The organism is Clostridium sp. MF28 (assembly GCF_002969175.1).
Lineage (GTDB): Bacteria > Bacillota > Clostridia > Clostridiales > Clostridiaceae > Clostridium > Clostridium beijerinckii.
Window position 1 is genome coordinate 80,684 of sequence record NZ_CP014331.1, and the last position, 24,449, is coordinate 105,132.

General features: G+C 29.6%; 23 protein-coding genes. 15 read left to right on the forward strand and 8 right to left on the reverse strand.

Annotated elements, in window-relative coordinates; translation table 11 throughout:
* Positions 1-168 precede the first annotated feature (168 nt).
* Positions 169-1,197, reverse strand: coding sequence for a 3-deoxy-7-phosphoheptulonate synthase (locus tag AXY43_RS00310; protein WP_023974608.1), 1,029 nt, complete (start codon positions 1,195-1,197; stop codon positions 169-171).
* 389 nt (positions 1,198-1,586) lie between these two features.
* Here AXY43_RS00310 and AXY43_RS00315 point away from each other — a divergent pair, with 389 nt between their 5' ends.
* On the forward strand, positions 1,587-2,474 hold the full coding sequence (locus AXY43_RS00315) for a cytochrome b5 domain-containing protein (RefSeq protein WP_105410750.1): 888 nt from the start codon (positions 1,587-1,589) through the stop codon (positions 2,472-2,474).
* A gap of 296 nt (positions 2,475-2,770) precedes the next feature.
* Here the strand turns inward: AXY43_RS00315 and AXY43_RS00320 are convergent, their stop codons facing one another.
* Positions 2,771-3,316, reverse strand: coding sequence for a hypothetical protein (locus tag AXY43_RS00320; RefSeq protein WP_023974610.1), 546 nt, complete (start codon positions 3,314-3,316; stop codon positions 2,771-2,773).
* Between the two features lie 350 nt (positions 3,317-3,666).
* Between AXY43_RS00320 and AXY43_RS00325 the strand changes: the two genes are divergently transcribed.
* Together AXY43_RS00325 and AXY43_RS00330 are read left to right on the forward strand one after the other, a co-directional pair.
* Positions 3,667-4,224: an NUDIX hydrolase gene (locus tag AXY43_RS00325; protein ID WP_023974611.1), complete on the forward strand. Its 558-nt coding sequence runs from the start codon at positions 3,667-3,669 to the stop codon at positions 4,222-4,224.
* A gap of 172 nt (positions 4,225-4,396) precedes the next feature.
* Complete coding sequence (locus AXY43_RS00330; RefSeq protein WP_023974612.1) at positions 4,397-4,924, forward strand: 2'-5' RNA ligase family protein; 528 nt, start codon at positions 4,397-4,399, stop codon at positions 4,922-4,924.
* Between the two features lie 105 nt (positions 4,925-5,029).
* Here the strand turns inward: AXY43_RS00330 and AXY43_RS00335 are convergent, their stop codons facing one another.
* Together AXY43_RS00335 and AXY43_RS00340 are read right to left on the reverse strand one after the other, a co-directional pair.
* Positions 5,030-5,806 (reverse strand): YibE/F family protein, encoded by a 777-nt coding sequence (locus AXY43_RS00335; protein WP_039769735.1) that lies wholly within the window; start codon positions 5,804-5,806, stop codon positions 5,030-5,032.
* A gap of 4 nt (positions 5,807-5,810) precedes the next feature.
* The gene (locus AXY43_RS00340) at positions 5,811-6,971 is read right to left on the reverse strand and encodes a YibE/F family protein (protein ID WP_105410751.1); all 1,161 of its coding nucleotides are present in this window, start codon (positions 6,969-6,971) and stop codon (positions 5,811-5,813) included.
* A gap of 297 nt (positions 6,972-7,268) precedes the next feature.
* Here AXY43_RS00340 and AXY43_RS00345 point away from each other — a divergent pair, with 297 nt between their 5' ends.
* The gene (locus AXY43_RS00345) at positions 7,269-8,081 is read left to right on the forward strand and encodes a hypothetical protein (RefSeq protein WP_105410752.1); all 813 of its coding nucleotides are present in this window, start codon (positions 7,269-7,271) and stop codon (positions 8,079-8,081) included.
* Between the two features lie 605 nt (positions 8,082-8,686).
* Complete coding sequence (gene argF / locus AXY43_RS00350; protein WP_023974615.1) at positions 8,687-9,682, forward strand: ornithine carbamoyltransferase; 996 nt, start codon at positions 8,687-8,689, stop codon at positions 9,680-9,682.
* A gap of 130 nt (positions 9,683-9,812) precedes the next feature.
* On the opposite strand, the gene AXY43_RS00355 is transcribed toward argF, so the two are convergent.
* On the reverse strand, positions 9,813-10,091 hold the full coding sequence (locus AXY43_RS00355) for a GNAT family N-acetyltransferase (protein ID WP_039772431.1): 279 nt from the start codon (positions 10,089-10,091) through the stop codon (positions 9,813-9,815).
* A gap of 626 nt (positions 10,092-10,717) precedes the next feature.
* Between AXY43_RS00355 and AXY43_RS00360 the strand changes: the two genes are divergently transcribed.
* From AXY43_RS00360 to rnfB, 7 genes are all read left to right on the forward strand, one after another.
* Positions 10,718-11,128: a SoxR reducing system RseC family protein gene (locus AXY43_RS00360; RefSeq protein WP_017211716.1), complete on the forward strand. Its 411-nt coding sequence runs from the start codon at positions 10,718-10,720 to the stop codon at positions 11,126-11,128.
* Between the two features lie 179 nt (positions 11,129-11,307).
* Positions 11,308-12,621: an electron transport complex subunit RsxC gene (gene rsxC / locus AXY43_RS00365; protein ID WP_105410753.1), complete on the forward strand. Its 1,314-nt coding sequence runs from the start codon at positions 11,308-11,310 to the stop codon at positions 12,619-12,621.
* A gap of 16 nt (positions 12,622-12,637) precedes the next feature.
* Entirely contained in the window at positions 12,638-13,675 is a 1,038-nt protein-coding gene (locus AXY43_RS00370) for an RnfABCDGE type electron transport complex subunit D (RefSeq protein WP_023974618.1), read from the forward strand.
* 4 nt (positions 13,676-13,679) lie between these two features.
* Positions 13,680-14,246, forward strand: a complete 567-nt coding sequence (locus AXY43_RS00375; RefSeq protein ID WP_012058665.1) for an RnfABCDGE type electron transport complex subunit G — start codon at positions 13,680-13,682, stop codon at positions 14,244-14,246.
* A gap of 1 nt (position 14,247) precedes the next feature.
* Positions 14,248-14,871 carry an electron transport complex subunit RsxE gene (gene rsxE / locus AXY43_RS00380; RefSeq protein WP_017211714.1) on the forward strand — a complete coding sequence of 208 codons (624 nt, stop codon included), beginning with the start codon at positions 14,248-14,250 and terminating at the stop codon, positions 14,869-14,871.
* A complete protein-coding gene (locus AXY43_RS00385; protein ID WP_012058667.1) occupies positions 14,871-15,446 on the forward strand; it encodes an electron transport complex protein RnfA in 576 nt (191 codons plus the stop codon). The genes rsxE and AXY43_RS00385 overlap by 1 nt, the downstream gene beginning before the upstream one ends.
* Positions 15,447-15,464: 18 nt before the next feature.
* Positions 15,465-16,316, forward strand: coding sequence for an RnfABCDGE type electron transport complex subunit B (rnfB, locus tag AXY43_RS00390; protein ID WP_023974619.1), 852 nt, complete (start codon positions 15,465-15,467; stop codon positions 16,314-16,316).
* Between the two features lie 214 nt (positions 16,317-16,530).
* On the opposite strand, the gene AXY43_RS00395 is transcribed toward rnfB, so the two are convergent.
* From AXY43_RS00395 to AXY43_RS00405, 3 genes are all read right to left on the reverse strand, one after another.
* On the reverse strand, positions 16,531-17,469 hold the full coding sequence (locus tag AXY43_RS00395) for a transposase (RefSeq protein WP_054249135.1): 939 nt from the start codon (positions 17,467-17,469) through the stop codon (positions 16,531-16,533).
* Between the two features lie 106 nt (positions 17,470-17,575).
* The gene (locus AXY43_RS00400; protein WP_105410754.1) at positions 17,576-18,121 is read right to left on the reverse strand and encodes a Gx transporter family protein; all 546 of its coding nucleotides are present in this window, start codon (positions 18,119-18,121) and stop codon (positions 17,576-17,578) included.
* Entirely contained in the window at positions 18,114-18,503 is a 390-nt protein-coding gene (locus AXY43_RS00405) for a NusG domain II-containing protein (RefSeq protein ID WP_023974621.1), read from the reverse strand. Before AXY43_RS00405 ends, AXY43_RS00400 begins: the two co-directional genes overlap by 8 nt.
* Positions 18,504-18,837: 334 nt before the next feature.
* Here AXY43_RS00405 and AXY43_RS00410 point away from each other — a divergent pair, with 334 nt between their 5' ends.
* The 3 genes from AXY43_RS00410 (at position 18,838) to AXY43_RS00420 (ending at position 24,349) form a co-directional block, all read left to right on the forward strand.
* On the forward strand, positions 18,838-19,836 hold the full coding sequence (locus AXY43_RS00410; RefSeq protein ID WP_023974622.1) for a LacI family DNA-binding transcriptional regulator: 999 nt from the start codon (positions 18,838-18,840) through the stop codon (positions 19,834-19,836).
* Between the two features lie 272 nt (positions 19,837-20,108).
* Positions 20,109-20,945, forward strand: coding sequence for a 5-dehydro-4-deoxy-D-glucuronate isomerase (kduI, locus tag AXY43_RS00415; protein ID WP_023974623.1), 837 nt, complete (start codon positions 20,109-20,111; stop codon positions 20,943-20,945).
* Positions 20,946-21,403: 458 nt separating this feature from the next.
* Positions 21,404-24,349, forward strand: a complete 2,946-nt coding sequence (locus tag AXY43_RS00420; RefSeq protein WP_105410755.1) for an EAL domain-containing protein — start codon at positions 21,404-21,406, stop codon at positions 24,347-24,349.
* Positions 24,350-24,449 lie beyond the last annotated feature (100 nt).

A 24,449-nucleotide genomic window follows, 5' to 3' on the forward strand; every position in this document is an offset into this window, starting at 1 on the left:
ATAAGTGTTTGAGGGATGTGTCATAGAGCAATAATTTTAAATTCTATATATAAAAATACAAATTTAAATCCGATACTTTTTAATAAATCGTGTAATTAGTTCCCCAAAATACCAAGTCAGTATGATAAAATTTTCATACTGACTTGATTATTTAATTAATATATTTTATTAAACTTGTTCTGCAATATAGTAAAGCAATTGCTCAGTAGCAGCCCAACCTAAGCAAGGATCAGTAATTGATTTGCCATAAATGTGTTCATCAATTTTTTGAGATCCTTCTTCTATGTAACTTTCAATCATAACACCTTTAACTAATTTTTTTAAATCATTGTTATATCCTCTGCTGTAGAGTATTTCTTTAACTATGCGGGGTTGTTCAGCAAATTTCTTCATAGAGTTAGCATGATTTGCATCGACAATTACTGATGGATATGGAAAGTTGCATTCTCCATATAGTTCAGAAACTCTCATTAAATCTTCGTAGTGATAATTAGGAATATTATTACCATGCTTATTAACTGAACCACGCATAATTGCATGAGCATAAGGATTACCAGTAGTATTTACTTCATTATGCCTATATAAAAAGTTATGTTTTGCATGAGCTGCTTGAATTGAGTTAAACATTACTGATAAGTCTCCGCTTGTTGGATTTTTCATACCAACAGGGACATCAATTCCACTGGCTGTAAGTCTATGCTGTTGATTTTCAACACTTCTTGCTCCAATAGCCACGTAAGTAAGTAAATCATCGCAGTACATATAATTCGAAGGATAAAGCATTTCATCTGCTGGAGTTAACCCAGATTCTTCTATAGCACGAATAAACATCTTTCTGATTGAAATCAATCCTTCAAGAATATTAGGTGATTTTTCAGGATCTGGTTGATGAAACATTCCTTTATATCCTTCACCAGTAGTTCTAGGCTTATTTGTATAAATTCTAGGAACAATAAAAAGCTTATCTTTAACTTTTTCATTTACTTTTGCAAGTCTGTTAACATAATCGCAAACAGAATTTTCATCATCTGCCGAGCAAGGTCCTATTATAACTACAAACTTATCACTATTGCCTGAAAATATTTTCTTGATTTCTTCATCTCTTTCTGCTTTAATCCTTTTTAGATTGTCAGCTAGAGGAGTAATTTCTTTTATTTCCTCTGGAGATGGTATTTTTCTTACATTTACAAAACTCATTGTAAAGCCCCCTTGTATAAAATTATATATATCTAAAAATGAATGAAAGAAATATGTTGTATACTATAAATGATATAACGTTATATTATTTTAAAAGAAGTATACATCATTTGAAAAAAATTCAAATTTAGTATATCTATATTACTATATAATTGCTGAAAAATCTAGTAACGTTTAGAATTTATCAAAAATATTTTAAGTTTTTTATAAATATGTTAAGAAAATTTACAAAATAGTAATCAAAGTAGATTCTGTCTTTGTTCGATTTACGAACAGAGACAGAAAAGATAAATGGAACATTTTTATTATTTACAATTTAAGTGCTTTTTAGGAATTTATTTCAAGGAAACTGCATATATTTTATAGGTAAAAATATTTGAGAGGTATTTATGTCTATTTATTTTGATTTAAAAACTATTAATGAACTTACAGGAAGCAATTCTTTTAGGCAACCTAAAGAACTTACATTAGATGATTTATCACAATATGATGGAAGAGGAGGAAAACCTGCGTATGTAGCTATAGAAGGTGTCGTTTATGATGTAAGCAATGAATCAAATTGGAGCGGAGGGACACACCATGGTCTTAATGCAGGTCAGGATTTAACAGACCAATTTAATTCTTGTCATGGAATGATGCAAATTCTTAATAATGCACCTAAAGTTGGTATATTAGTAGATGATAATAACATGCGTGACATGAATTTTGATATCAATGAAAATATGAAGAGGCAAGTTAAGCAAAATACATCGAATTTTAGACCAGATGATTGGATTAGATATATTGAGCCAATAGTGAGTTATTCTTTGAATGATACTAGTCAGGGAGCTGGATTACAAGGTGTTGGTGCACGACGCTCATATCAAAAAGCTATTTTACTAGGAGTGCTTGTTGGCTTAGGTAAAACTCCTCAGGAAGCAATTACACAAGTTCAACAGTGGCAGAATACAGGAGCAACCACTTTATTAGGAGGACCAAGTACCGGAGGAACAACAAGTGGTGGCATGGGAACCGGAGGAACAACAGGCGGTGGCATGGGAACCGGAGGAACAACAGGCGGTGGCATGGGAACCGGAGGAACAACAGGCGGTGGCACAGGAACTGGAGGGTCAACAGGCGGTGGCATGGGAACTGGAGGAACAACAAGTGGTGGCATGGGAACCGGAGGAACAACAAGCGGCGGCATGGGCGCTGGAGGAACAACAGGTGGTGGCATGGGAACCGGAGGCACCACTAGAGACGAATCAATAGTAAGAAATAGACTTTTTTTTGATTAGATTAGATATTAAAAGCATAAAGGATGTGATATTATTCATATCCTTTTTGAGCAGAAAGATAAGTTTGCCTAATATATTAATTTACAATATAGATTTTACTTATCAATAAGATTATTTATTAAATACAAAATGAAAAGAAGCATTGATTAAATATTAATAGTTTGGAATTAAGTTACATTACATTAAGATATAAAATAGGAATATGTTTAACTTATGATAATGTTCTAAATTATGAAAGATTAGAAATAGAAGTTATCATACTAATATACACGGAATGTTAAAATTAGAGGTCTGAATCATACTAACATTCTTTCGATTTTGTTTATTAATTCTAAAGGTAAATCACCTCTTAAAGATCTTTCTAGTAAATTAGGATTTTTTATGTCATTTGTTAATAGATATTTTTCTATTAGCGCTGCTTTTTCTTTTGTGTTAGGATTTAATTGATAAAGTACATACCAATCTTCTAAGGACATTAATGGGATATCAATTTTATTAATGTCCGTTAATTCTGAGATTGAATCAGAATGAAAAATATATTTGAATGTACCATTGCTGTGATTAATCTTTAATCCAGCTATAATATTAACCTCAGAGCCTTCTATAATAGATTTATGAAAATATTTTGGTGAATATAATTTACTTTCTTTGTTTGCTATTTCATTGCTCATATCTTTAAACATTTCATCAATTTTTCTAATATCGTTTACATTAACGAAAATAGATATATCATTTAGGTTATTTAAAAGACCAAAGTGACTTAGTAAGACTGATCCCCCAGCGCCCCAAACGATATTTAAATCATTAAACTTATTTCCTATATAACTCAAAGCTTTAAGCATTTTTTTCACCTCTTGAATTTATATTAATATAGATTATTGATGTTAATAATATTATTAATATTTAAAAAAATTTTATTCATTAGAGCGCAAAATATAAATAATGACCTATTTAGGGGAATAAGTCATTATTTACACCTTTGTTAGCATTTATATAATTATTAATTATGGGGAGAAATAATAATAATTAAATTACTATCTCAAATATAATATATATCATTATTGTGTCAATAGTATGTCAAATATGAAATAATGTCCAATTTAGAGGCCTGCTAAGCATTAACTTGAAAGACTTTAAATATATGGTATAGTAGTTTATAGAATATATAAAATTAGTGAGAGTGAGATAAATTATGGAGTGGATTGATGCAGTAAAGGAATACAATCCTTGTAACGAGCAGGAAATGAAGGATAGGGAAATTATATTAAAGTATTCTAGAATATTTGATGATATTTTAACTAGAGATAATGAAATTATACATATGACAAGTTCGGCATTTGTGATTAATAAATCTAGAAGCAAGGTTTTAATGGTTTATCACAATATATATAATTCATGGGCATGGACTGGTGGCCACGCTGATGGAGAAAAAGATTTGTTGTTTGTTGCAATTAAAGAAGCAGGAGAGGAGACTGGGGTAAAAAAACTAATACCCGTTAATAATGAAATAGCTTCAATAGACATTTTACCTGTTTTTGGGCATATAAAAAAAGGAAAATTTGTTTCTCCACATTTACATGCTTCTCTAGCATATATTATTGAAGCTGATGAAACTGAGGAACTTATTGTTAAGCCAGATGAAAACAGTGCTGTTAAATGGATACCTATTGATGAAATAAATATATTTTCTAATGAACTACACATGAAGAAAGTATATGATAAAATAGTTTCTAAGATAAAGAATTTATAGTTATTGAGATATGGATGGAAATGCCCTCAGCGCATAAAATTGATAAGATATAATACCGATAGATATTTACATAATATTTTATTGTAATGAAAAAATAGAATTATGAATGGGAATCTGATTATAAACTATAAACTTAATTACAGTAAGTTTGATTATGTAAGGAGAAATAGATATGAGATATGTAATAGTTTCTGTAGTACACGGTGAAGCAGGAGATTTTAATAATAATTTAAGAAAAGAGCTTTTTAGAAAATTTAAAGCAAAATCATCTAAACTTCCTGCACATTTTACAATTAAGGCACCTTTTGAATATGATGATGTAATTACAGATTTAAATAATGTTCTCGATGAATTTATCAAAGTGGAAAAAGCAGAGCCATTTACAATTGATAGATATGATCATTTTGATGATAGGGTAATTTTTATGAAGGTAAATATGTCTAAGGAGGCAAAAGAAGTTCATGATAGACTAATAGATAAAATGAGTGAGATACCTTATGTTACATTTGATAGAAAAGATGAAAAAAATAAAACTTTTCATGTGACCTTGGCATCAAAGAATTTAAAATCTATTTATGATAAAGTTTGGGATTACATTCATGGATATAATTGTGAGTTTAAGTGTAGCTTCGATAATATAACTATTTATAAATGGGAAGAAGGAACTTGGAAATTATATAAGGAATTTAGATTAAGTTAATTTAACCTAAATTGAGGGATATAGAAATAAAAAACTATTTTGTTGTTTAAATATTTAAAAGGATAGATAGACAACAAAATAGTTTTTTATTTTTTAAAACAATATTTATACGGTCATATTTTTCTTTGAGCGCATGTTTAAAACTAAAAGTCTTGAAGATATTAATGCAGTAATAGGAATGATAAGAATAATACCTATGCCACAGCTTAAAACTTGAAATACTTCAGAACAAAAAACTTTTTCGTTTATAATAGTAGAGATAGGGTAATTGAGTTCATTAAAATATATTATTAATGTCATAAATCCGCTTATGTATGCAAAGAGAAGAGTATTAGTCATGGTTCCTAAGATATCTTTACCAATATTCATTCCAGATTTAAATAAGCTATACTTACTTGACATAGGATCATTCTTATAAATTTCATTCATTGATGATGATATTGATATAGATACATCTATAATTGCACCCAATAATCCAATTAGAATTTCACATATTACAATTTTTGAAAAGTTCAATTGAACATATAGAGATAGGAATGCAACAGTTTCTGCCTGCTCATTGCTAAAACCTTGTATTTGAGCATTCATACTCATATTATATGTTATAAACATAACTAAGAAAATAACTATTATAACAGATAATAAAGAAGAAAATGTTTTTTTATTAAATCCATTAATAAAAAATAAACTAAAAAAACTAATGAAAATTGCACAAATAAAAGTAACTTTAATAGGATCAATTTTTGCACCAATTAGAATAAGCATAAAGAAAAAAGTAAAGAAATTTAAGATTAAAGTAAAAAATGATTTAATTCCTCTTGTGCCTCCAACAATTGTCATAAGAATAAATAAAATAATTAATAATATTAGTATTATATTCATGATCTTAAGCTTCTCCAATCTTATGTTTTTTTAGAATAGCAATAGATGTAAAAATTGTTATTGGAATACTTAAAACTATTCCGATGCTTCCAATAAGCGCTCTCATAAATTCTAGAGAAAGATTTATATTTATAATATAAGTTATAGGTAACCCGTTTCTAAGCAGAAGTAATATTATTGGCATACTACCACTTAGATAAGCAAAAACTAATGTATTTGACATTGTTCCCATAATATCTTGTCCAATTTCTCGAGCAGATTTAATTATGGACTTACTATCAATATTAGGATTTTTATCATAAAGCTCATCTATGGCAGAAGATATAGAAATTGCAATATCCATTATTCCACCTAGTGTACCTATAATAAGTTCAATGAAAAATATCTTTTCTGGAGGATGAGTTAGAAACTCCATTTCTTCAAAGTGAATTCCACTCCAATTATTTAACTTAATCACAATACCAGCTATTAGCATGGAGGTTAAAGTACCTGCTAAAGTTCCAATTATGGCTGAAGCTGTTTTTTTATTTTTTCCTGATACTATAAATAAAGAAGCAATTATAAAAAGTATACTTCCTATTATAGAAAGTATAGCTAAGTCATAACCTTTGGAAAATAGACCAATTATTGAAAATACAATTAAAATATTAACAACAACACTTACTAAGGATTTAAAACCTTTTATTCCTCCAACGAGTAATATCAGAGCTATAAAAATGTTTATCATATAAATAACATATTTGTCCCTCTTTAGATCCAGAATTTTTGCAGAAGTTATTTCATTATTATCGTCACTTTGCAGAGATATAAAAATTTCATCATTTACTTTTAAATCTAAGTCGTTAACTTGAGAAAATGATGTTGTATTATTAAGTTCAATGGAATTTCCTTTAAATGTACCATTCATAATAATAGCTTCAATTTTTTGATTTTTCATAGGTTCTATTTTTCCAGTAGAATTTTCTTCTTTGGATTCATTTTCGGTTATTGATGTTATTTTAGCTATTGGATTTCCATATGAATTTTCATTAGTAGAAATAAAAAACAAACTAGCTAAAGATACAACAATTAAAATTAATATAATTAAAACAGTCTTTTTATTAGGTTGTTTACCTATATTTGCATCTAATTTAAATAAGTACTTATTTAATAAATTCTTAGTCATACACCTGTAGCTCCCTTAAAATACATAATTATAACAAATTGTAAATTTACATTCTAAAAAATTATACTCTTATAAAGTTGTGTAATCAATCATATTATGATCAAAAAATATAAAGTTACTAATTATTTGATTTTACATAATAAGATAAGTAATTATGGAATTTTTTTATTCTTGTAACATTTTTGACTAAATTCTGTGACAAAACTGTAAAAATTATCTTATATAATTTAAGAAAACATAAGTTAATACAAAAATAATTAGACTATAGAATAACATATTTGAAAGGATGTAATTTAAATGAAAAATAAAAGTATTAAGAGTAAAGTTATGACAGGAGTTATTTTAGCGAGTATGGTGATATCTGCAAGTACAGGAGTATTTGCGGCAGATTCATTAAATGTTTCAAACAATAAGTCAGCAGTTCAACATCAAGGTAGAGAGAATGGTTTCCAAACAAAATTAGATTCTTTAGTATCAGCAGGATCGATAACTTCAGATCAAGAAATTGCTATAAAAGAAGCATTAATGCCACAAGGCGGATTTAAAAATGGAGAACATAAGGATTTCTTTAAAACTAAATTATCAGATTTAGTGACAGCCGGAACAATAACAGCAGATGAACAGACAGCAATAGAAACAGCACTTGAAAATACTAAAGGAAACTTTAAAACAGTTTTAGATAATCTAGTAACAAATGGGACATTAACTTCAGACAAAGAAACAGCAATAGAAAATGCATTAAAGCCAGAAGCTAAAAATGGAGGACATAAAGATTTCTTTAAGACTAAACTATCAGATTTAGTGACAGCTGGAACAATAACAGCAGATGATCAGACAGCAATAGAAACAGCATTTAAAGATGCAAAAGGGAATTTTAAAACAGTTTTAGATAATTTGGTAACAGCTGGAACATTGACCTCAGATAAAGAAACAGCAATAGAGAATGCGTTAAAACCACAAGAAAAGCAATTAGGAGAAAAAGATAAATCTAAAGGAATTGAAAAATATAAAGAGATGATAAAGACTAAATTAGATGGATTAGTAACAGCAGGAACAATAACAACTGATCAAGAAACAACTATAATAGAGGCTCTTACACCTTCTAAATAAAGTTGAATTAATATTAATATGTTATAATATTTAACAGATATCGTATACGGTTATAAAAGATAATAATTAAAGAAGGGAGTATCGTAAAATGGTTATATTTTGATCATAAACGATGCTCCTTTTTATTAATGACTTGGCTTGTTGGAATTCTAAATGAAAAAGTATTATTTAAATATTGAATATAAATAAATAGTATTAAAACATTGAATAATAATGCTATTTATTGTATAATTATTCATATAATAAATAATATATGGATTAAATAAAAAATTATTACGTAAATCTAAGTTATATATTGTTTATGCGTAGATAAACAATTTAAGAATTAGACTTATTAGATGAACATATTTACAAAGTTGCTAAAACTTTAAGCTCATATCTTCACTAGAAATCATAAATATATTTGTGGAGAAAACATTTGAAAATGAGCTGTTAAAGGTTCTTAGCTTTTCGGAATCAAAATATTTATGATTTCGGTAAGTTATCACACAAGTCTAGTTTTAAAGTTGGACATCTATATTATGTATAAACTTATTTACAGTATATATACTAAATAAAATAGATTTTTTATTTATAAAAATATTATAAATAGAAGGAGAATGAGCATGGCAGTAAATTTAAGGGGAAGAAGTTTTTTAAAGTTATTAGATTTTAAACCAGAAGAGATTAGATATCTGTTAGATTTGTCTAAGGAATTAAAAACATTAAAAAGAACTGGGATTTTACATGATAAGCTGAAAGGTAAGAACATAGTGTTATTATTTGAAAAGACATCTACAAGAACAAGATGTTCATTTGAAGTGGCTGGAAGAGATTTAGGGATGGGGGTTACATACCTAGATTCAGCAGGATCTCAAATGGGAAAAAAAGAAAGTATAGCAGATACAGCAAGGGTTCTTGGGAGAATGTATGACGGAATAGAGTATAGAGGTTTTAGTCAGGAAATAGTTGAAGAATTGGCTAAGTATGCAGGAGTTCCAGTATGGAATGGATTAACTGATGAATTTCATCCAACTCAAATGATTGCAGACCTTCTAACAATAGAAGAGAAGCTTGGGAGACTAAAAGGTGTTAATTTTGTATATATGGGCGATGCAAGAAATAATATGGGAAACTCTCTCATGGTAGCTTGTGCAAAGATGGGCTTAAATTTTACTGCTTGTGCACCTAAAGAATTATTTCCATCAGAAGAGTTAGTGGAAAAATGTAAGGAGATAGCTCAGGAAGCTGGAGGTACGATAACTTTAACAGAAGATGTTAATAAAGGAACTAAAAATGCAGATGTGATCTATACTGATGTATGGGTATCAATGGGTGAACCAGATGAAGTTTGGGAAAGTCGACTAAAATTGTTGAGCCCATATCAAGTAAACAAGGATGTTATGAATAATGCAAATGAAAACGCAATATTTATGCATTGTTTACCGGCTTACCATGATTTAAAAACTAAAGTGGGAAAAGATGTAGGAGAAAAATTTGGCATGACTGCATTGGAAGTTACGGATGAAGTATTCGAAGGAAAACAATCTGTAGTATTTGACGAAGCAGAAAATAGAATGCATTCTATAAAAGCGATAATGTTAGCAACAATTGGTGCATAAATTATCCAGAATTAATCTTAATTATACAAAAATTATTCACTAAATTAGAGAGAGTTTTCTATAGTAACTCTCTCTAATTAATTTTAATCTATTTTTAAATAAGCAAATATACTCATGAAATGGTAAAATTTTATTTGAACCAAACATCTTCATATTCTTTATGTGAAACAAATTCCTCTTCTGCAAACCAACATTGTGGTATTATCTTTTTGTTATGTTGTCTAGCAAAATCCACGACCCTTTTAACCAGTTGCTGACCGATATTTTTTCCTCTAAGTTCTGGTGATACAAAAGTATGATCAAGTATAATGTTATTTTCTCCACTATCCATATATGTTACTACAGCTTTTATATTATCTTCGTCATCTCCAATATAAAATTTATGATTACCTTCCTTAATCTCAACCAAAATGATTCTCCTTTCTATTTCCAAGTAAAGTTCAAATTTATTTATTAAAACTATTATACTTTAATAGTTTATCCAAAAGATAAAAATAATCCACAAAATTTAAAATATTAAAGATTTCATCAAGGAATCTATATGCCGACTCAATTAATTAATAGAGAAACTCATAATATATATTTTAAATTAAATAATGAGTTTTATTATTTAGTAAAAAATTTATTAAATGTAAAACTATGTTAAAAAAATATCAATTATATAACCAAAATTCAATAAAGAGATTAAAGTTAAATGTGTATTTTTTACACAGTAAAGATAGTCAATTGCTAATTAATGTTTAAATAGTAACTTATTTAAACATTAATTAGCAATTTGAATGTTAAAGAATTAACGTCTTAAAAATGTTAATTTAAAAACTATTCTTTAAATTAAAAATATAAAGGTTTATAATAAAACAAATACCAGATAATTCATTAATTAATAAGGTATTACATTTTATGTATTATATTGAATGTTATGAAAACGTATATTTGTGAGGTGATCTATTTATGCTATATTTTTTAACTGGATGAAAGTTAATAGAAACGTATTCGTGTAATAAGTTATAAGCAATTTTAAGGAGTTTGATAACGATGAAAACAGAACAAGGCCTAGTAATTGAGGTGGTTGGAAATTCGGCGAGAATTAAAGTTGGCAGACATAGTGATTGCAAAAACTGTGGTGCTTGCCCGGGAAGCGAAAGCCTAATCTTAGAAGCGAATAATAAAATAGGAGCAAAGCCAGGGCAAAGAGTAATTCTTGAAATAAAAGAAAACAATGTTCTGAGAGCAGCTTTTATTGTATTTATTCTGCCGTTAATTGCTTTATTTATTGGTGTGATGTTAGGAGGTTTTATAGGTCAATATATAGGAGTTAATAAATTTATGTTCCAAGTGATTGGTGGGGTAGTTATATTTGCTTTATCTATTGTTATTGTAAAACATTTCGATAAGGCAAGTGCTGCAAATGAAAAGTCCAAGCCAGTAATTATTCGTATTTTATGATAGATTTATTTCTCGATATTTAAATAAAAAATTGATGAACTATTATTTATTCAAGTATATATTACTCATATTGTAAATATTATTTACTTGTATTATAAATATTATCTTACGAATTATTGTAGTTATGTAAATTTAATTGTAAATAATTTATTCTTAAGAGGTTTGTGAGGCGATTATTAATGTTAAAAAGTTTTCTCGGAGGAATTCATCCGAAAGACAGTAAAAAGTATACTTCTGATAAAGCCATTGAGTTACCACCATTACCTGAAACAGTAACTATTTCTATGAGCCAACATATTGGAGCACCATGTACACCTATAGTTAAAGTTGGGGATATAGTAAAAAAAGGACAGGTCATAGCAACTAGTGAAGCATTTATGCATAGTCCAATACATTCATCAATATCAGGAAAAGTTACAAGTATTGCAGAAATGCCACATACATCGTTAGTAAAATGCTTATCAGTTGTTATTAAAAGTGATGGGTTAGACGAATGGGTCGATGGAATACCATTAGAACGAGATTGGGAAAATCTTGAGAAGAAAGAAGTTCTTGATATCATAAAAAATGCTGGAATAGTTGGAATGGGTGGTGCTACATTTCCTACACACGTTAAACTTTCTCCAAACAAGGAAGTTGATACATTTATCGTAAATGCTGCTGAATGTGAGCCATACTTGACAGCAGACTATAGAATGATGATTGAATATGCTGACCGTATAGTAACTGGAGTCAAGATAGTTATGAAAACACTAGGAGTTAGCAAAGGAATTATAGGAATAGAAGATAATAAACCAGAAGCAGTAAAAGTTATGAAAGAAGCATTTAAGGGTACATCAGTTGACATTGTAGCTCTACCTACAAAGTATCCCCAAGGTGCAGAAAAGATGCTTATAAAAGTGCTTACAAGTCGAGAAGTTCCATCTGGTGGATTGCCTATGGATGTTGGAGTTGTTGTACAAAATGTTGGTACAGTTATAGCTATTTATGATGCAGTAGTAAATGGCATTCCAATAATTCAAAGAGTTACTACTGTTTCAGGAGATGCAATTAAGGAACCTAAAAATTTATTACTAAGAATAGGAACAAGTTTTAAAGAAGCCATAAGTTATTGTGGTGGATTTAGCAAAACACCAGAGAAGCTAATTATGGGAGGGCCTATGATGGGAATGGCTCAATTTTCATTAGATGTTCCTGTAATTAAAGGTGTATCTGGAATTCTAGCATTAAGTAAAGATGCCATAAATTCTGGTGAGGAGTCCCCTTGTATAAGATGTGGAAGATGTGTTGAGGCGTGTCCTATGGGTCTAATCCCAAGTATGCTAAGCATATTAGGTGAACGTCATAAATTTAAAGAGGCCAAAGAGGAATATAATTTGCTAAATTGTATTGAATGTGGAAGTTGTGTTTATACATGTCCTGCAAAACGTAACATAGTTCAGTATATAAAATATTCAAAATCACAAAATTTAGCAATGGCACAAAAAAAGTAAAGGAAGAAGGGGTAAAATGAGTTCCGAAATTGGAGTACAAGAAAGTAAAGTGCAAGGAATTAAAGCAAAAGAAGCTGATACACAGGAAAATAGTTTTACTGTATCAGCATCTCCACATATTCGTTGTGATGAATCAATCTCAAAGATAATGTGGAATGTAAACATAGCATTAGCACCAGCTGCTATTTTTTCTATATATTATTTTGGTATCCCTGCATTAATTAACTTAGTTGTTGGTGCAGCTTCAGCAGTTGCTTTTGAATATTTGGTTCAAAAATTCCGTAAAAAGAAGATCACAGCATTTGACGGAAGTGCATTTTTAACTGGCTTATTGCTAGCTATGTGTGTGTCCCCAACGTTACCTGTTTATATGATAATAGCGGGTTCGTTTGTAGCCATAGTAATAGCTAAGCATTCTATGGGTGGGCTTGGATATAATATTTTTAATCCAGCTCATATCGGAAGAGCAGCATTAATGGTATCTTGGCCAGTTGCAATGACAACATGGACAAAGATGACAACTTCAGTAGATGTTGTTAGCTCTGCTACACCATTGAACATATTAAAACAACAAGGATATTCTAAATTGATTGAAACTTTTGGTGGCAATACAGAATTGTATAAAGCTATGTTTATTGGCACAAGAAATGGAAGCGCAGGAGAAACTTCAACAATGCTTCTTATAATTGGAGGCGCGTATCTTATATATAAGGGATATATAAAATGGCAAGTTCCTGTATGCATGATAGGAACAGTAGGAATAATAACCTGGATTTTCGGACCTTCAGGTTTATTTAGTGGTGATCCTATTTTCCATATGATGGCTGGAGGATTAATTATAGGTGCATTTTTTATGGCAACAGATATGGTTACAGCACCTATAACTTTAAAAGGGCAAATAATTTTTGCAGTGGGAGCTGGACTAATAACATCATTAATTAGATTAATAGGTGGTTATCCAGAAGGCGTTTGCTATTCGCTTTTACTTATGAATGCTGTAACACCACTAATAGATCGTTTTGTAAAGCCAAAACAATTTGGAGCAAGGGGGTAGTAAAATGTCCAATGAACATGCTATTAATAAGGAGTATTCTATTTTTCAGATAGCGATAAATTTAATAATAACTTGCTTGGCATCTGGTTTAATAATAGGACTAGTATATTATGTTACGGCACCAATTGCATCTGAAAAGAGAGAAATATCAAAACAAGAATCTATGAGAGCATTAGTTAGTGATGCCGATAATTTCAAGGCTGTTCCAGATAAGGCCGATTGGTTTACAGCCGAAAAAGGCGGTAAAGTAATTGCATATGTAGTTCCAGGAGAAAGCAGAGGATATGGTGGAGAAATTAAAATGCTTGTAGCTATTACACCAGCAGGAGAAGTAATAGATTATAAGATACTAGCACATAATGAAACTCCAGGTCTAGGAGATAATGCTTCAAAAGAACCTTTTAGAAGTCAATTTAAAGGAAAAAAAGAAGCAAATTTAACAGTTACAAAAGATGCTTCTGATAAAGATGATATTCAAGCTATGACAGGCGCAACTATTTCATCTAGAGCTGTAACATTAGCTGTCAAAAATGCTGTGCATGAAGTAACAGAGTTTGCAGGAGGTAAATAATATGAAGGAAAAGTGGAAAATTTTTAGCAAGGGTTTGTACGATGAAAATCCAATATTTATGTTATGCTTAAGTCTTTGTCCTGCATTAGCTGTTACATCATCAGTGATAAATGGTTTTACTATGGGCTTATGTGTAACTTTCGTTATTACAAGCAATAACGTAGTTGTATCGCTTACAAGAAAATTTGTAAACCCAAAGGTTAGAGTACCAGTTTATATTACATTTATAGCTACTATAGTTACCGTTGTAGAACTTGCATTGCAGGCAATATCACCTGAATTATATAGTGCTCTTGGTATTTATTTAGACTTAGTAGTTGTTTTTGCTATAATACTTGCAAGAGCAGAGGTATTCGCATCAAAAAATAAAGTGTTTCCATCATTCTTAGATGGATTTGGAATGGGATGTGGTTTTACATTAGCTATGCTTTCAATATCTGTAATAAGAGAGCTTTTAGGAAGTGGATCAATTCTTGGGGTTAAAATACTAGGCTCATGGTACAACGCGCCTTTAATTATGATACTACCAGCTGGTGCATTTATACTAATAGGTTACATGATAGGAGCAATAAAGCTCCACAATGCACATAAAGAAGCTAAAAAAATAGAAGGAAGTGAAGCATAATGAGAGAGTATTTTACATTGTTTATAGGTGCGTTACTTGTAAATAATTTTGTTTTAACAAAATTTGTTGGACTTTGTATATTTTTTGGAGTTTCTAAAAGTTTAGATGCATCAATAGGCATGGGAATGGCAGTTACCTCTGTTATAACTCTAAGTTCAATGTTAGCATGGGTTGTATATAATTTTGTACTTTTGCCATATCATTTGACATTCTTAACAACTATTGTTTTCGTAATACTTATAGCAAGTTTTGTGCAATTATTAGAATTAATTATAAAGAAACAAGCACCTACATTATACAGCATGTGGGGAATATATCTTCTTTTAATAGCAACAAACTGTATTGTATTATCAGTTCCATTATTAAGTGTTGAGTCAAACTACTCGTTTGTAAAAAGTGTAGTGTTCTCAATTGGATCAGGAATGGGATTTGCACTGGCCTTAGTACTTATGGCAAGTTTAAGAGAAAAGCTGGTTTATGCAGATGTGCCAAAACCACTAGAAGGAACAGGAGTTGCTTTTATATTAGCAGGTATGTTGGCATTGGCATTCTTGGGATTTTCAGGAATGATATAAAGGAGATGAGTAAAGATTATGTTTACTGTTATAATGGTTTTAGTGGTTCTTGGAGGAATAGGTGCGGTTTTTGGTTTTATCTTAGCATTTGCAAATAGAAAATTTGCTATGGAGGTGAATCCACTAATTCATGAAGTAGAAGATATTCTTCCTAAAGGACAATGTGGTGCATGCGGCTATGCGGGATGTGCAGCATATGCAGAAGCAGTAGTTATGAAAGATGATGTTCCTCCTAATTTATGCGTTCCAGGAAAGGATGCTGTAGCAAAACTTGTAGCAGAAATTACAGGTAAAAAAGCAGAAGAAGTGGAACCAAGAATAGCTCATGTTAGATGCAAAGGAACAAGTGAAAAAGCAGCATTAAGTTATAATTACAAAGGAGTTCATGATTGTAAGGCAGCAAGCCTAATACAAGGAGGCCCCAAAGGCTGTAAGCATGGATGTATTGGATTTGGAACTTGCGTAAGTAGTTGTCCTTTTGGAGCTATGACAATGGGAGAAAATGGACTTCCAGTTGTTAATAGAAAAAAATGTACTGGTTGTGGTAAGTGTGAAGAATCATGTCCTAAAAATGTCATACAAATGATATCAATAAATGCTAGAGTAAAAGTTGATTGTAATTCAAAAGATAAGGGAGCTATTGCTAGAAAGTTATGTAGTGCTGCTTGTATAGGCTGTGGACTTTGTGCAAAGAATTGCAGCTATGGAGCTATTCAAGTTCAAAATAATCTCGCAGTGGTGGATCAGAAAATATGTGCTGAAAAATGTAGTGAAGCAACATGTTTGGCAAAATGTCCAACAGGAGCAATAAAAGTTGCGAATGAATTAATTGCTAATAAAAATTCAGACACAGTAAAAGTTACAATTTAAAATTTACAGTATTTTATATTAAATTATGGTTTAATATAAAATATTTATTAAATGTATAGCCAGTAGAGATGAAAAAAATGTGCATTTCTACTGGCTATACATTTTGTAATTAGTGGGGCATTGTAGTAAACGTATGAGAGAATTTTTATTATTAATATAGGTTGTTGAATAACTAATTTTTACAAATGGTTATTTAAGAAAATATTCTTAGAAATTATATATTCCAAGGATATTTTCTAGTTTTTATTCCTTGCTGCTTTTTGTTAAATTCATCTATTAAGTACGCTAATAAGACCCATTTTATATGACGTTCGTATCGGGCTTGCCCATAAAGCCTTGGGTTTTCTAAGTTATATAATCCCTTTAATACAGAGAATAATTGCTCTATTTTCAATCTGTTTTTATATAATTTTGATCCAATAGGAGATTGAATAAACAAAGCATTTTCATATCGTTTATCAGTAAATGACTCAATACTTTTAGCCTTACGCATATTTATATCAGTTAACAAATTAAATTCTAAGCTAGAAGCAATTTCAAACCATTCTAATGAATCATATGCTGCATCTGCAAGTATTAAAAATGGATTATAAATTTTAGCTTCATATAGTAAATCTGAGACTTGATTATCATAAACATTAGCTGTTGTTAAATAAAAAACTAGAGGAATTATAATATCACTAACTGCTGCAATACAGTGTAATTTATAACCTTTATAATATCCAAGGCGGGTACCCTTACCGGATTTAGCTTCGCTATCGTATTTTGAACTTCTTAAAGCAGTTCCATCTATTGCACACAGTCTAGTTTCAGGATTGATAAGTTCAACAAGCATAGCATAAATACCATAATATATATGTTTCTCTAAAATTTTAGTTCTTAATGAGAATGTAGAATAATCTGGTACTTGATTGAGTTGAATTATAGACTGAAACACATAGTCTTGCTTTATACGATATTCAAGCTCTCTTAAACTGAAAATACTACTTTTAACGCCATATAATATACATGCAACTATTTGTTCATCTGAATACTTACGTGGTCGCCCTTTAGTACTTTTAATATTCGAATTTAATTTAGCAAATGCAATTTTAACAGCTTCAAAAATTTTATAATGGTCATTTTCACTTTTAATATTTGATGATATAATCATATTTGAGTCATTCCTTATGTGATATATTTGGGTTTTTCGCGAAATTATTATATCACAAAGGGATGACTTATTTATTTTTTACAAATTCTGTTTATTCAACAACCTATTAATAGTGATAAAACTCATGACTAATATTTAAATCATTAAAGAAAGGAAGCTTGGACATATGTTTGACTATAAAATTAGAAGTTATACCAATAAAAATACCTGTACCAATTCCGGCTATGGATAAGATTGGTAAATAAAGTGTAACTGCAATATTTTGAACTATAATTGCGGCTACAATTAATTGTCCTACGTTGTGGAAAAATGCTCCAGCAGCACTTACACCTATTATACTAACTTTATCTTTCCCAATATTTTTTACGAAAAGCATTATATAAAAACTAAGCAACGCTCCAACAGCACCATACATAAGTGTAGAGAGATTTCCACCAAACATAGTTGAAAGAAGAAGCCTTAATATTATAATTAAAAAAACATCTTTTTTATTATTCAATATGTATAATGCTATGACAGTAATTAAATTAGTTAACCCAAGTTTTGCACCAGGTGCAATAAATGGAACAGGAATCATACTTTCAATTGTATACAAAGCCAAAGCTTGTGATACTAGAATACCTATAAATACTATACGAAAAGTTTTATTCATTTAAACACCTCAAACTGTTTGCCATTATATCACTGCTTTTTATTTCAATCATAAGTTTATGTGGAAGACAAACTATAATTTGGCCTGGTTCTGATATAAATCCAGATCTAACGCATATTTTATCCTTGCAATCTGCATCTATTACTTTAATAGATTTATCTTTGACGTTTATTATATTATCACCATATGAAGTTTTAATATCTATTTGGTCCTCACCTCTATGCTCAGATAGGTTGATTTTCTTATAAAATTTACCGTCTATAGTTATCTCAGCATATGTTCCATTGTAATGTTTGCCCATTATTACCCCAAAAACAAGTTCAGGAATAAGTGATATACATAGTAGAATAACTATTATAATTATATCCCATTTTTTAAACATATTATTTCCTTCTTTAATCTATAAATTTATTATACATTTTTGACAAAAATTTTAAAATATATTATGGTTAATATTGTATATTAAGTTAATTTTTAAATCAAGAAATTAATTATATAAGTTTTAAACAATATAACGTATCCTAGTATTAGAAATACTCACAAAGCTTGTAATTTACTAATTACTGCTATAAAATAATAAACAAGATTGTGAACACGTGTGTAATTATTGAGCGTAAAAGAAATTATTTATAACCTCTGGCTATATTTGCGTACTAAAAATTAATTCTTTGCTAGAGATAAAAGCGCTTTATTTATTAAAAATTTGGAGGATTAATATGGCTACTACGATTAAAGATATAGCGAAAGCACTAGGAATATCACATTCAACTGTTTCAAGGGTACTGACTGGATCTAAATCTGTAAATGAAAAGACCAAAGAGGCGGTACTTAATGCAGTTAAAGAGCTAAACTATATTCCTAATATGAATGCGAGGAGTTTAAAGATAGATAAAGCTTATAATATTGGTGTATTTTTTTCAACTATAAGTAATGGAACCTCACCATTTGTATTTCAAACTGTTATAAATAATGTCTACAAGAATATAGACAAAAAGTATAATGTCATTGTTAAAGGAATAGATATGTATGAAAAAAATACTATAAATCCTAAAAATTATGATGGAATACTAGTAGTAAGTCAAAAAATAGATGATGATGATTTTATTAGAGAAATATTAGAGAAAGAGATACCTATTGTAGTCATAAATAGAAAGGTAAATCATGATGTTATAAATGTATATACAGATGAGAGTGTTGGGGTGTATAAGGGAGTAGAGGAATTGATAAAAAAGGGTCATAAGGATATTGCAATAATAGAAGGCGCAATCAATTTCGATTCAACTAAAATGAGGCGAGATGGATACTTAAAGGCTTTCAATAACTATAATATTAAATTGGACAAAAATCTGGTGCTAAATGGGAACTTTACTGTCAAAAGTGGATATGAAAAAGCTAATGAATTAATAGAAATGAATGAAAAGTTTTCAGCCATATTTGCTTTTAATGATGAAATGGCAACTGGGGCAATAAAAGCTATTACAGAGTATGGATTAAGGGTTCCAGAAGATATTTCAATACTAGGATTTGATGGGAATGAAATTGGCAGATTTATTACTCCAAGTATTACAACAATTAAAAGGCCTATAGGAGAAATAGCAAGAATTGCTACTGAACTACTTTTAAGATTGCTAAATAATGAACAAGATATAACAACTAAGAAAATATATATAGAATCAGAATTGGAATTAGGTAATTCAATTAAAGATTTAAATTAGAATAAATTATATAAAGCTATAGTGAAGCAAAAGTTTTCCTCACTATAGCTTTAAAATTTAATTCAAAATGAGAACAAAAAACTATTGCAAATATTTACATAAGCGTATATACTTGTATTAAGAAAAAGGGAACACGTGTGCAAAGGAAATTACATAATATTAAGGTTAGGAATTTTAGTAAAACCTTCTTGATAAAATGTATATATAAACTTTGAATATTTTTTTACTCAATTGGGAACACGTGTGCCTGGAAATTGTAAGGAGAGATTATTATGCAAATGGAAATTAGATACTCAAATCATCCAGAAGACTCTAAGCACTATGATACAGAAACTTTAAGAAAACACTATTTAGTTGAGAAAGTATTTGTAGATGGAGAAGTGAATTTAGTTTATAGCCATAATGATAGGATCATATTTGGAGGAATTACACCAGTAAAAGAAGCATTAAAGCTTGGAGCGTCTAAAGAATTAGGAACAGATTACTTTTTGGAAAGAAGAGAACTTGGAGTTATTAATGTAGGTGGAGAAGGAACAATTATAGCTGATGGAGTAGAATATAATCTAAATTATAGAGATGGATTATATGTTGGACAAGGCACTAAAAATATAGAATTTAAATCATCTGATGGAAAAAATCCAGCTAAGTTTTATATAAATTCTGCACCAGCGCTTAAATCATATCCAACAGTAAAAATAGATTTAGAAAAAGCTAATAAGATAAAATGTGGCGATGAAATAAACATGAATAAAAGAACAATAAACCAATATATTCATCCTGCAGTATGTGAAAGCTGTCAATTAGTAATGGGATTAACAATACTTGAGCCAGGAAGTGGATGGAATACAATGCCATGTCATACTCATGAAAGACGTATGGAAGTATATTTATATCTTGATGTACCTGAAGATCAAGCAGTAATTCATTTTATGGGTGAAGGACAAGAAACAAGGCATATAGTAATGAAGAATGAGCAGGCAGTAATTTCACCAAGCTGGTCAATTCATTCGGGCATTGGAACTCAGAATTATTCATTTATATGGGGAATGTGTGGCGAGAATATAACATTCGATGATATGGATAACATAAGAATCCAAGACTTAAAATAATATAATTAATATTGAAATAAAGAAGTTAAGAGCAGTTTAAGTGAAATTTCTGCATAAAAGATGTTAAATAAATTTATTCAAAAGCTGTAGGCATAGATTTGCTCTGCAGCTTTTTTATTCTTTAGAAATTTATATTCCAGTAAAATCAGTTGACGAGGTACTCCTTGAGGGTATAACTTAAAAAATTTTGATTGGATAGTTTGGGTATTTAAAAAAGAATAAAAAAGAAATCTTATTCGCTCAGTTAAGACAAAATATAGAAATTCGATTTCAACATATAGATTTTAATTAAGAGAACTATAATTTATCAGTATGAAGATAGGTAGCTAAAGAATTGAAATTATTAAGTATAAATGGTAAAATATATATTAATATCATTATCTAGCATTGATTTTTATATTAGTGAAAAAGGTCCTAAATTAGAAAATATACAAATTAAATAATCAAGGAGCATTGCTATGAAGCTTACTTTTAGATTAAAACTATTCTTTTATTTTGTAGGAATTATATTGTCTATATCTATTCCAATTGCACTAATAACTTATAATTATATGTATAAATCCCTTAAAGAGCATCTATTTTCAAGCGCTAAAGCCCAAATGGTGCAGGTTGATAACAACTTTTCTAACATGTTAGGGCAAATAAAGTACAATGCTAAGTTTCTTGCAACTTATTCAGATGCAAAAAAAGCAGACCAATCTATTTCAGCTCTATTTAATATTCCTGATATTGCGATAAATAAAAAATACTCAAAACAAATACCTGGGATAGAGAGTGCTATATATAATGTGCTCGAGGCTTATGGAACATCTCATCCAGAAACAACTTATGTGTACATTGGTACTAAATGGGGAGGGTATATTCAATGGCCTGATGGATTAAGTACTAATACATTTGATCCAAGGACAAGACCATGGTATTCTTTGGCATTATCAAATCCAGATGAAGTGGTAATTTCAGATCCCTACGTTTCGGCAGTTGATAATTCAAAAAATGTAATTATAAGTGCGTCAACAACAGTAAAAAATGAAGATGGAAGCATTGTTGGAGTTATGGGTATAGATTTAAGTTTGGAAAAGTTATCTGAAATAATAAGAAATATTAGGATTGGAGATACAGGTTATGTTTTTCTTTATTTAAAAGATGGAACTATGTTAGCTCACCCAGATATAGATTTAAACTTTAAAAATATCTTACATTTAAATCAGTTAGGTTATACATATTCTCAAACAGATGAAGCTTCAAAATTTTCATTTGATAACTATGATAAATTTATAGATTTGGATAATGGAAGTTTTGAAACTTATATAAATGGAAATCCTGTTTTAGTTAATGTTTATACATGTAAGGATACTGGTTGGAAGATGGCTTCAGTTATACCAAAAAGTGAATTGGAAAGCAAAGCTAGCAAGATGGGATATTTAATAATTATGATAACAGTGGGTGTTTCATTTCTCGCTATTTTCGTTACACTCATTGTTACTAAGAAGGTAACAAAACCGATTACAGAATTAGTTCCTTTAATGCAAGCGGCTGGAAATGGGGATTTATCAGTAAAAGCTAGTATTAATTCAAATGACGAGTTTGGAAAATTAGGAAGATCTTTCAACTTGATGATTGGTAAGTTACGTTCAAGCTATGAGGAATTATCATCAGTTTATGAGGAATTGCTAGCGACAGAAGAAGAATTAAGAGTACAATATAACGAATTACAACAAAATGAGGAAGCACTTAGAGTTAGTGAAGAAAAATACAAACTCGCACTAGAATGTGCAAATGACTCGATTTGGGAATGGAATTTAGTTACAGATACATTCTTTGCTTCTGATAAATTAATTGATATTACTGGATACAAGTTGGATGAGATAAATAATTTGAGAAACTTTGTGTATGAGAATGTTCATTCAGATGATCTTGATAAAGTGAAAAAAGATTTCAAAAATCATATTAATCAGCTTACAGATGTTTATAGCTCTGAATTTAGAATAAGAACTAAGAGCAGTTCGTACGTTTGGATTCTCTCTTGTGGTAAAGCATTAAGAAATTCTGAAGGAAAAGTTATAAAAATAACTGGTTCTATTAGAGATATTTCTGAAAGAAAGATTTCAGAGGATAGAATAAAATTCATGGCGTTTTATGATTCTTTAACAAAACTTCCTAATAGGACATTGTTTATGAATAGGCTAAATGAACAACTACAATTATCTAATTACGCCAATAAACAAGGAATTGTATTTTTTATAGATCTAGACAATTTTAAGAATATAAATGATACTATGGGACACGAGTATGGAGATAAATTGCTAATAAGTTTAGCAAAACAGTTTGAAAATTTAATTGAAGAAAAAGATACAATATCTAGACTTGGTGGAGATGAATTTATATTACTTCATCCCGATTCAAAAGAAGATGAAATACAAACTTATGCAAACAGGCTATTAGGTTTGTTCGATAAAGTATTTAAAATTGATAACAAGCATATGTATATAACTGCCAGTGTTGGAATAGCTTTGTATCCTAAAGATGGAAGGGATAGTAGTACGATTTTAAGAAATGCAGATGCTGCTATGTACAGGGCAAAGGAATTAGGTAAAAATAGATTTTCTCTTTTTGATCCACAAATGTATCTAAGCCTTGAACGAAAGACTAGCATAGAAAGAATATTAAGGACAGCAGTTGATAATAATGAACTTATCATTAACTATCAACCTCAGTATGATTTACAAGCAAATAAAATCTTTGGTTTTGAAGCATTACTTAGATTAAATAGTAGGGAACTTGGTTTTATATCTCCTGCAGAGTTTATTCCAATAGCAGAGGAATCTGGATATATCACACAATTAACTTTATGGGTGCTTAAGGAATCTTTCAAACAAAGTGCTAAGTGGTTTGAAGCGGGCTATAAATTTAATAGCATAAGCGTTAATATCTCATCAGTTGATTTGCAAGAGATAAATTTCTTAGATAATGTTAAAGAAATTATTGAAAGTTCATCTGTTAATCCGAATATGATTGAGCTTGAGATCACTGAAACTGTTCTTATGAAATCCTTTGATTCTAGTATTGAAATATTAAAGAAATTAATGGACATGGGAATTAGAATTGCGCTTGATGACTTTGGCACAGGATATTCATCATTAAGCTATCTTAGAAGAATTCCTATAACTACATTAAAGATTGATAAATCATTTATAGACAATATTTCTTTAAATAAGAAAGAAGAAGCGATTATAAAAAATATTATTCAAATGGCACATAGTATGGAATTAAAAGTTATTGCTGAAGGAGTTGAGGTTGAAGATCAGCTTTTAATACTTAAAAGAATGAAATGTGATTATATTCAAGGGTATTATTTTAGCAAACCTCTTCTTGCTAATCAACTTGAAGAGTTACTGGAAAAATAGAAAGTTGAATAAGTATGCTTAGATTTAAGGTGTGAAGATATAAGGTTCGCATATAAGAATAAGATTACTATAAATGAATTAGTATTATTCCTTTGTCACA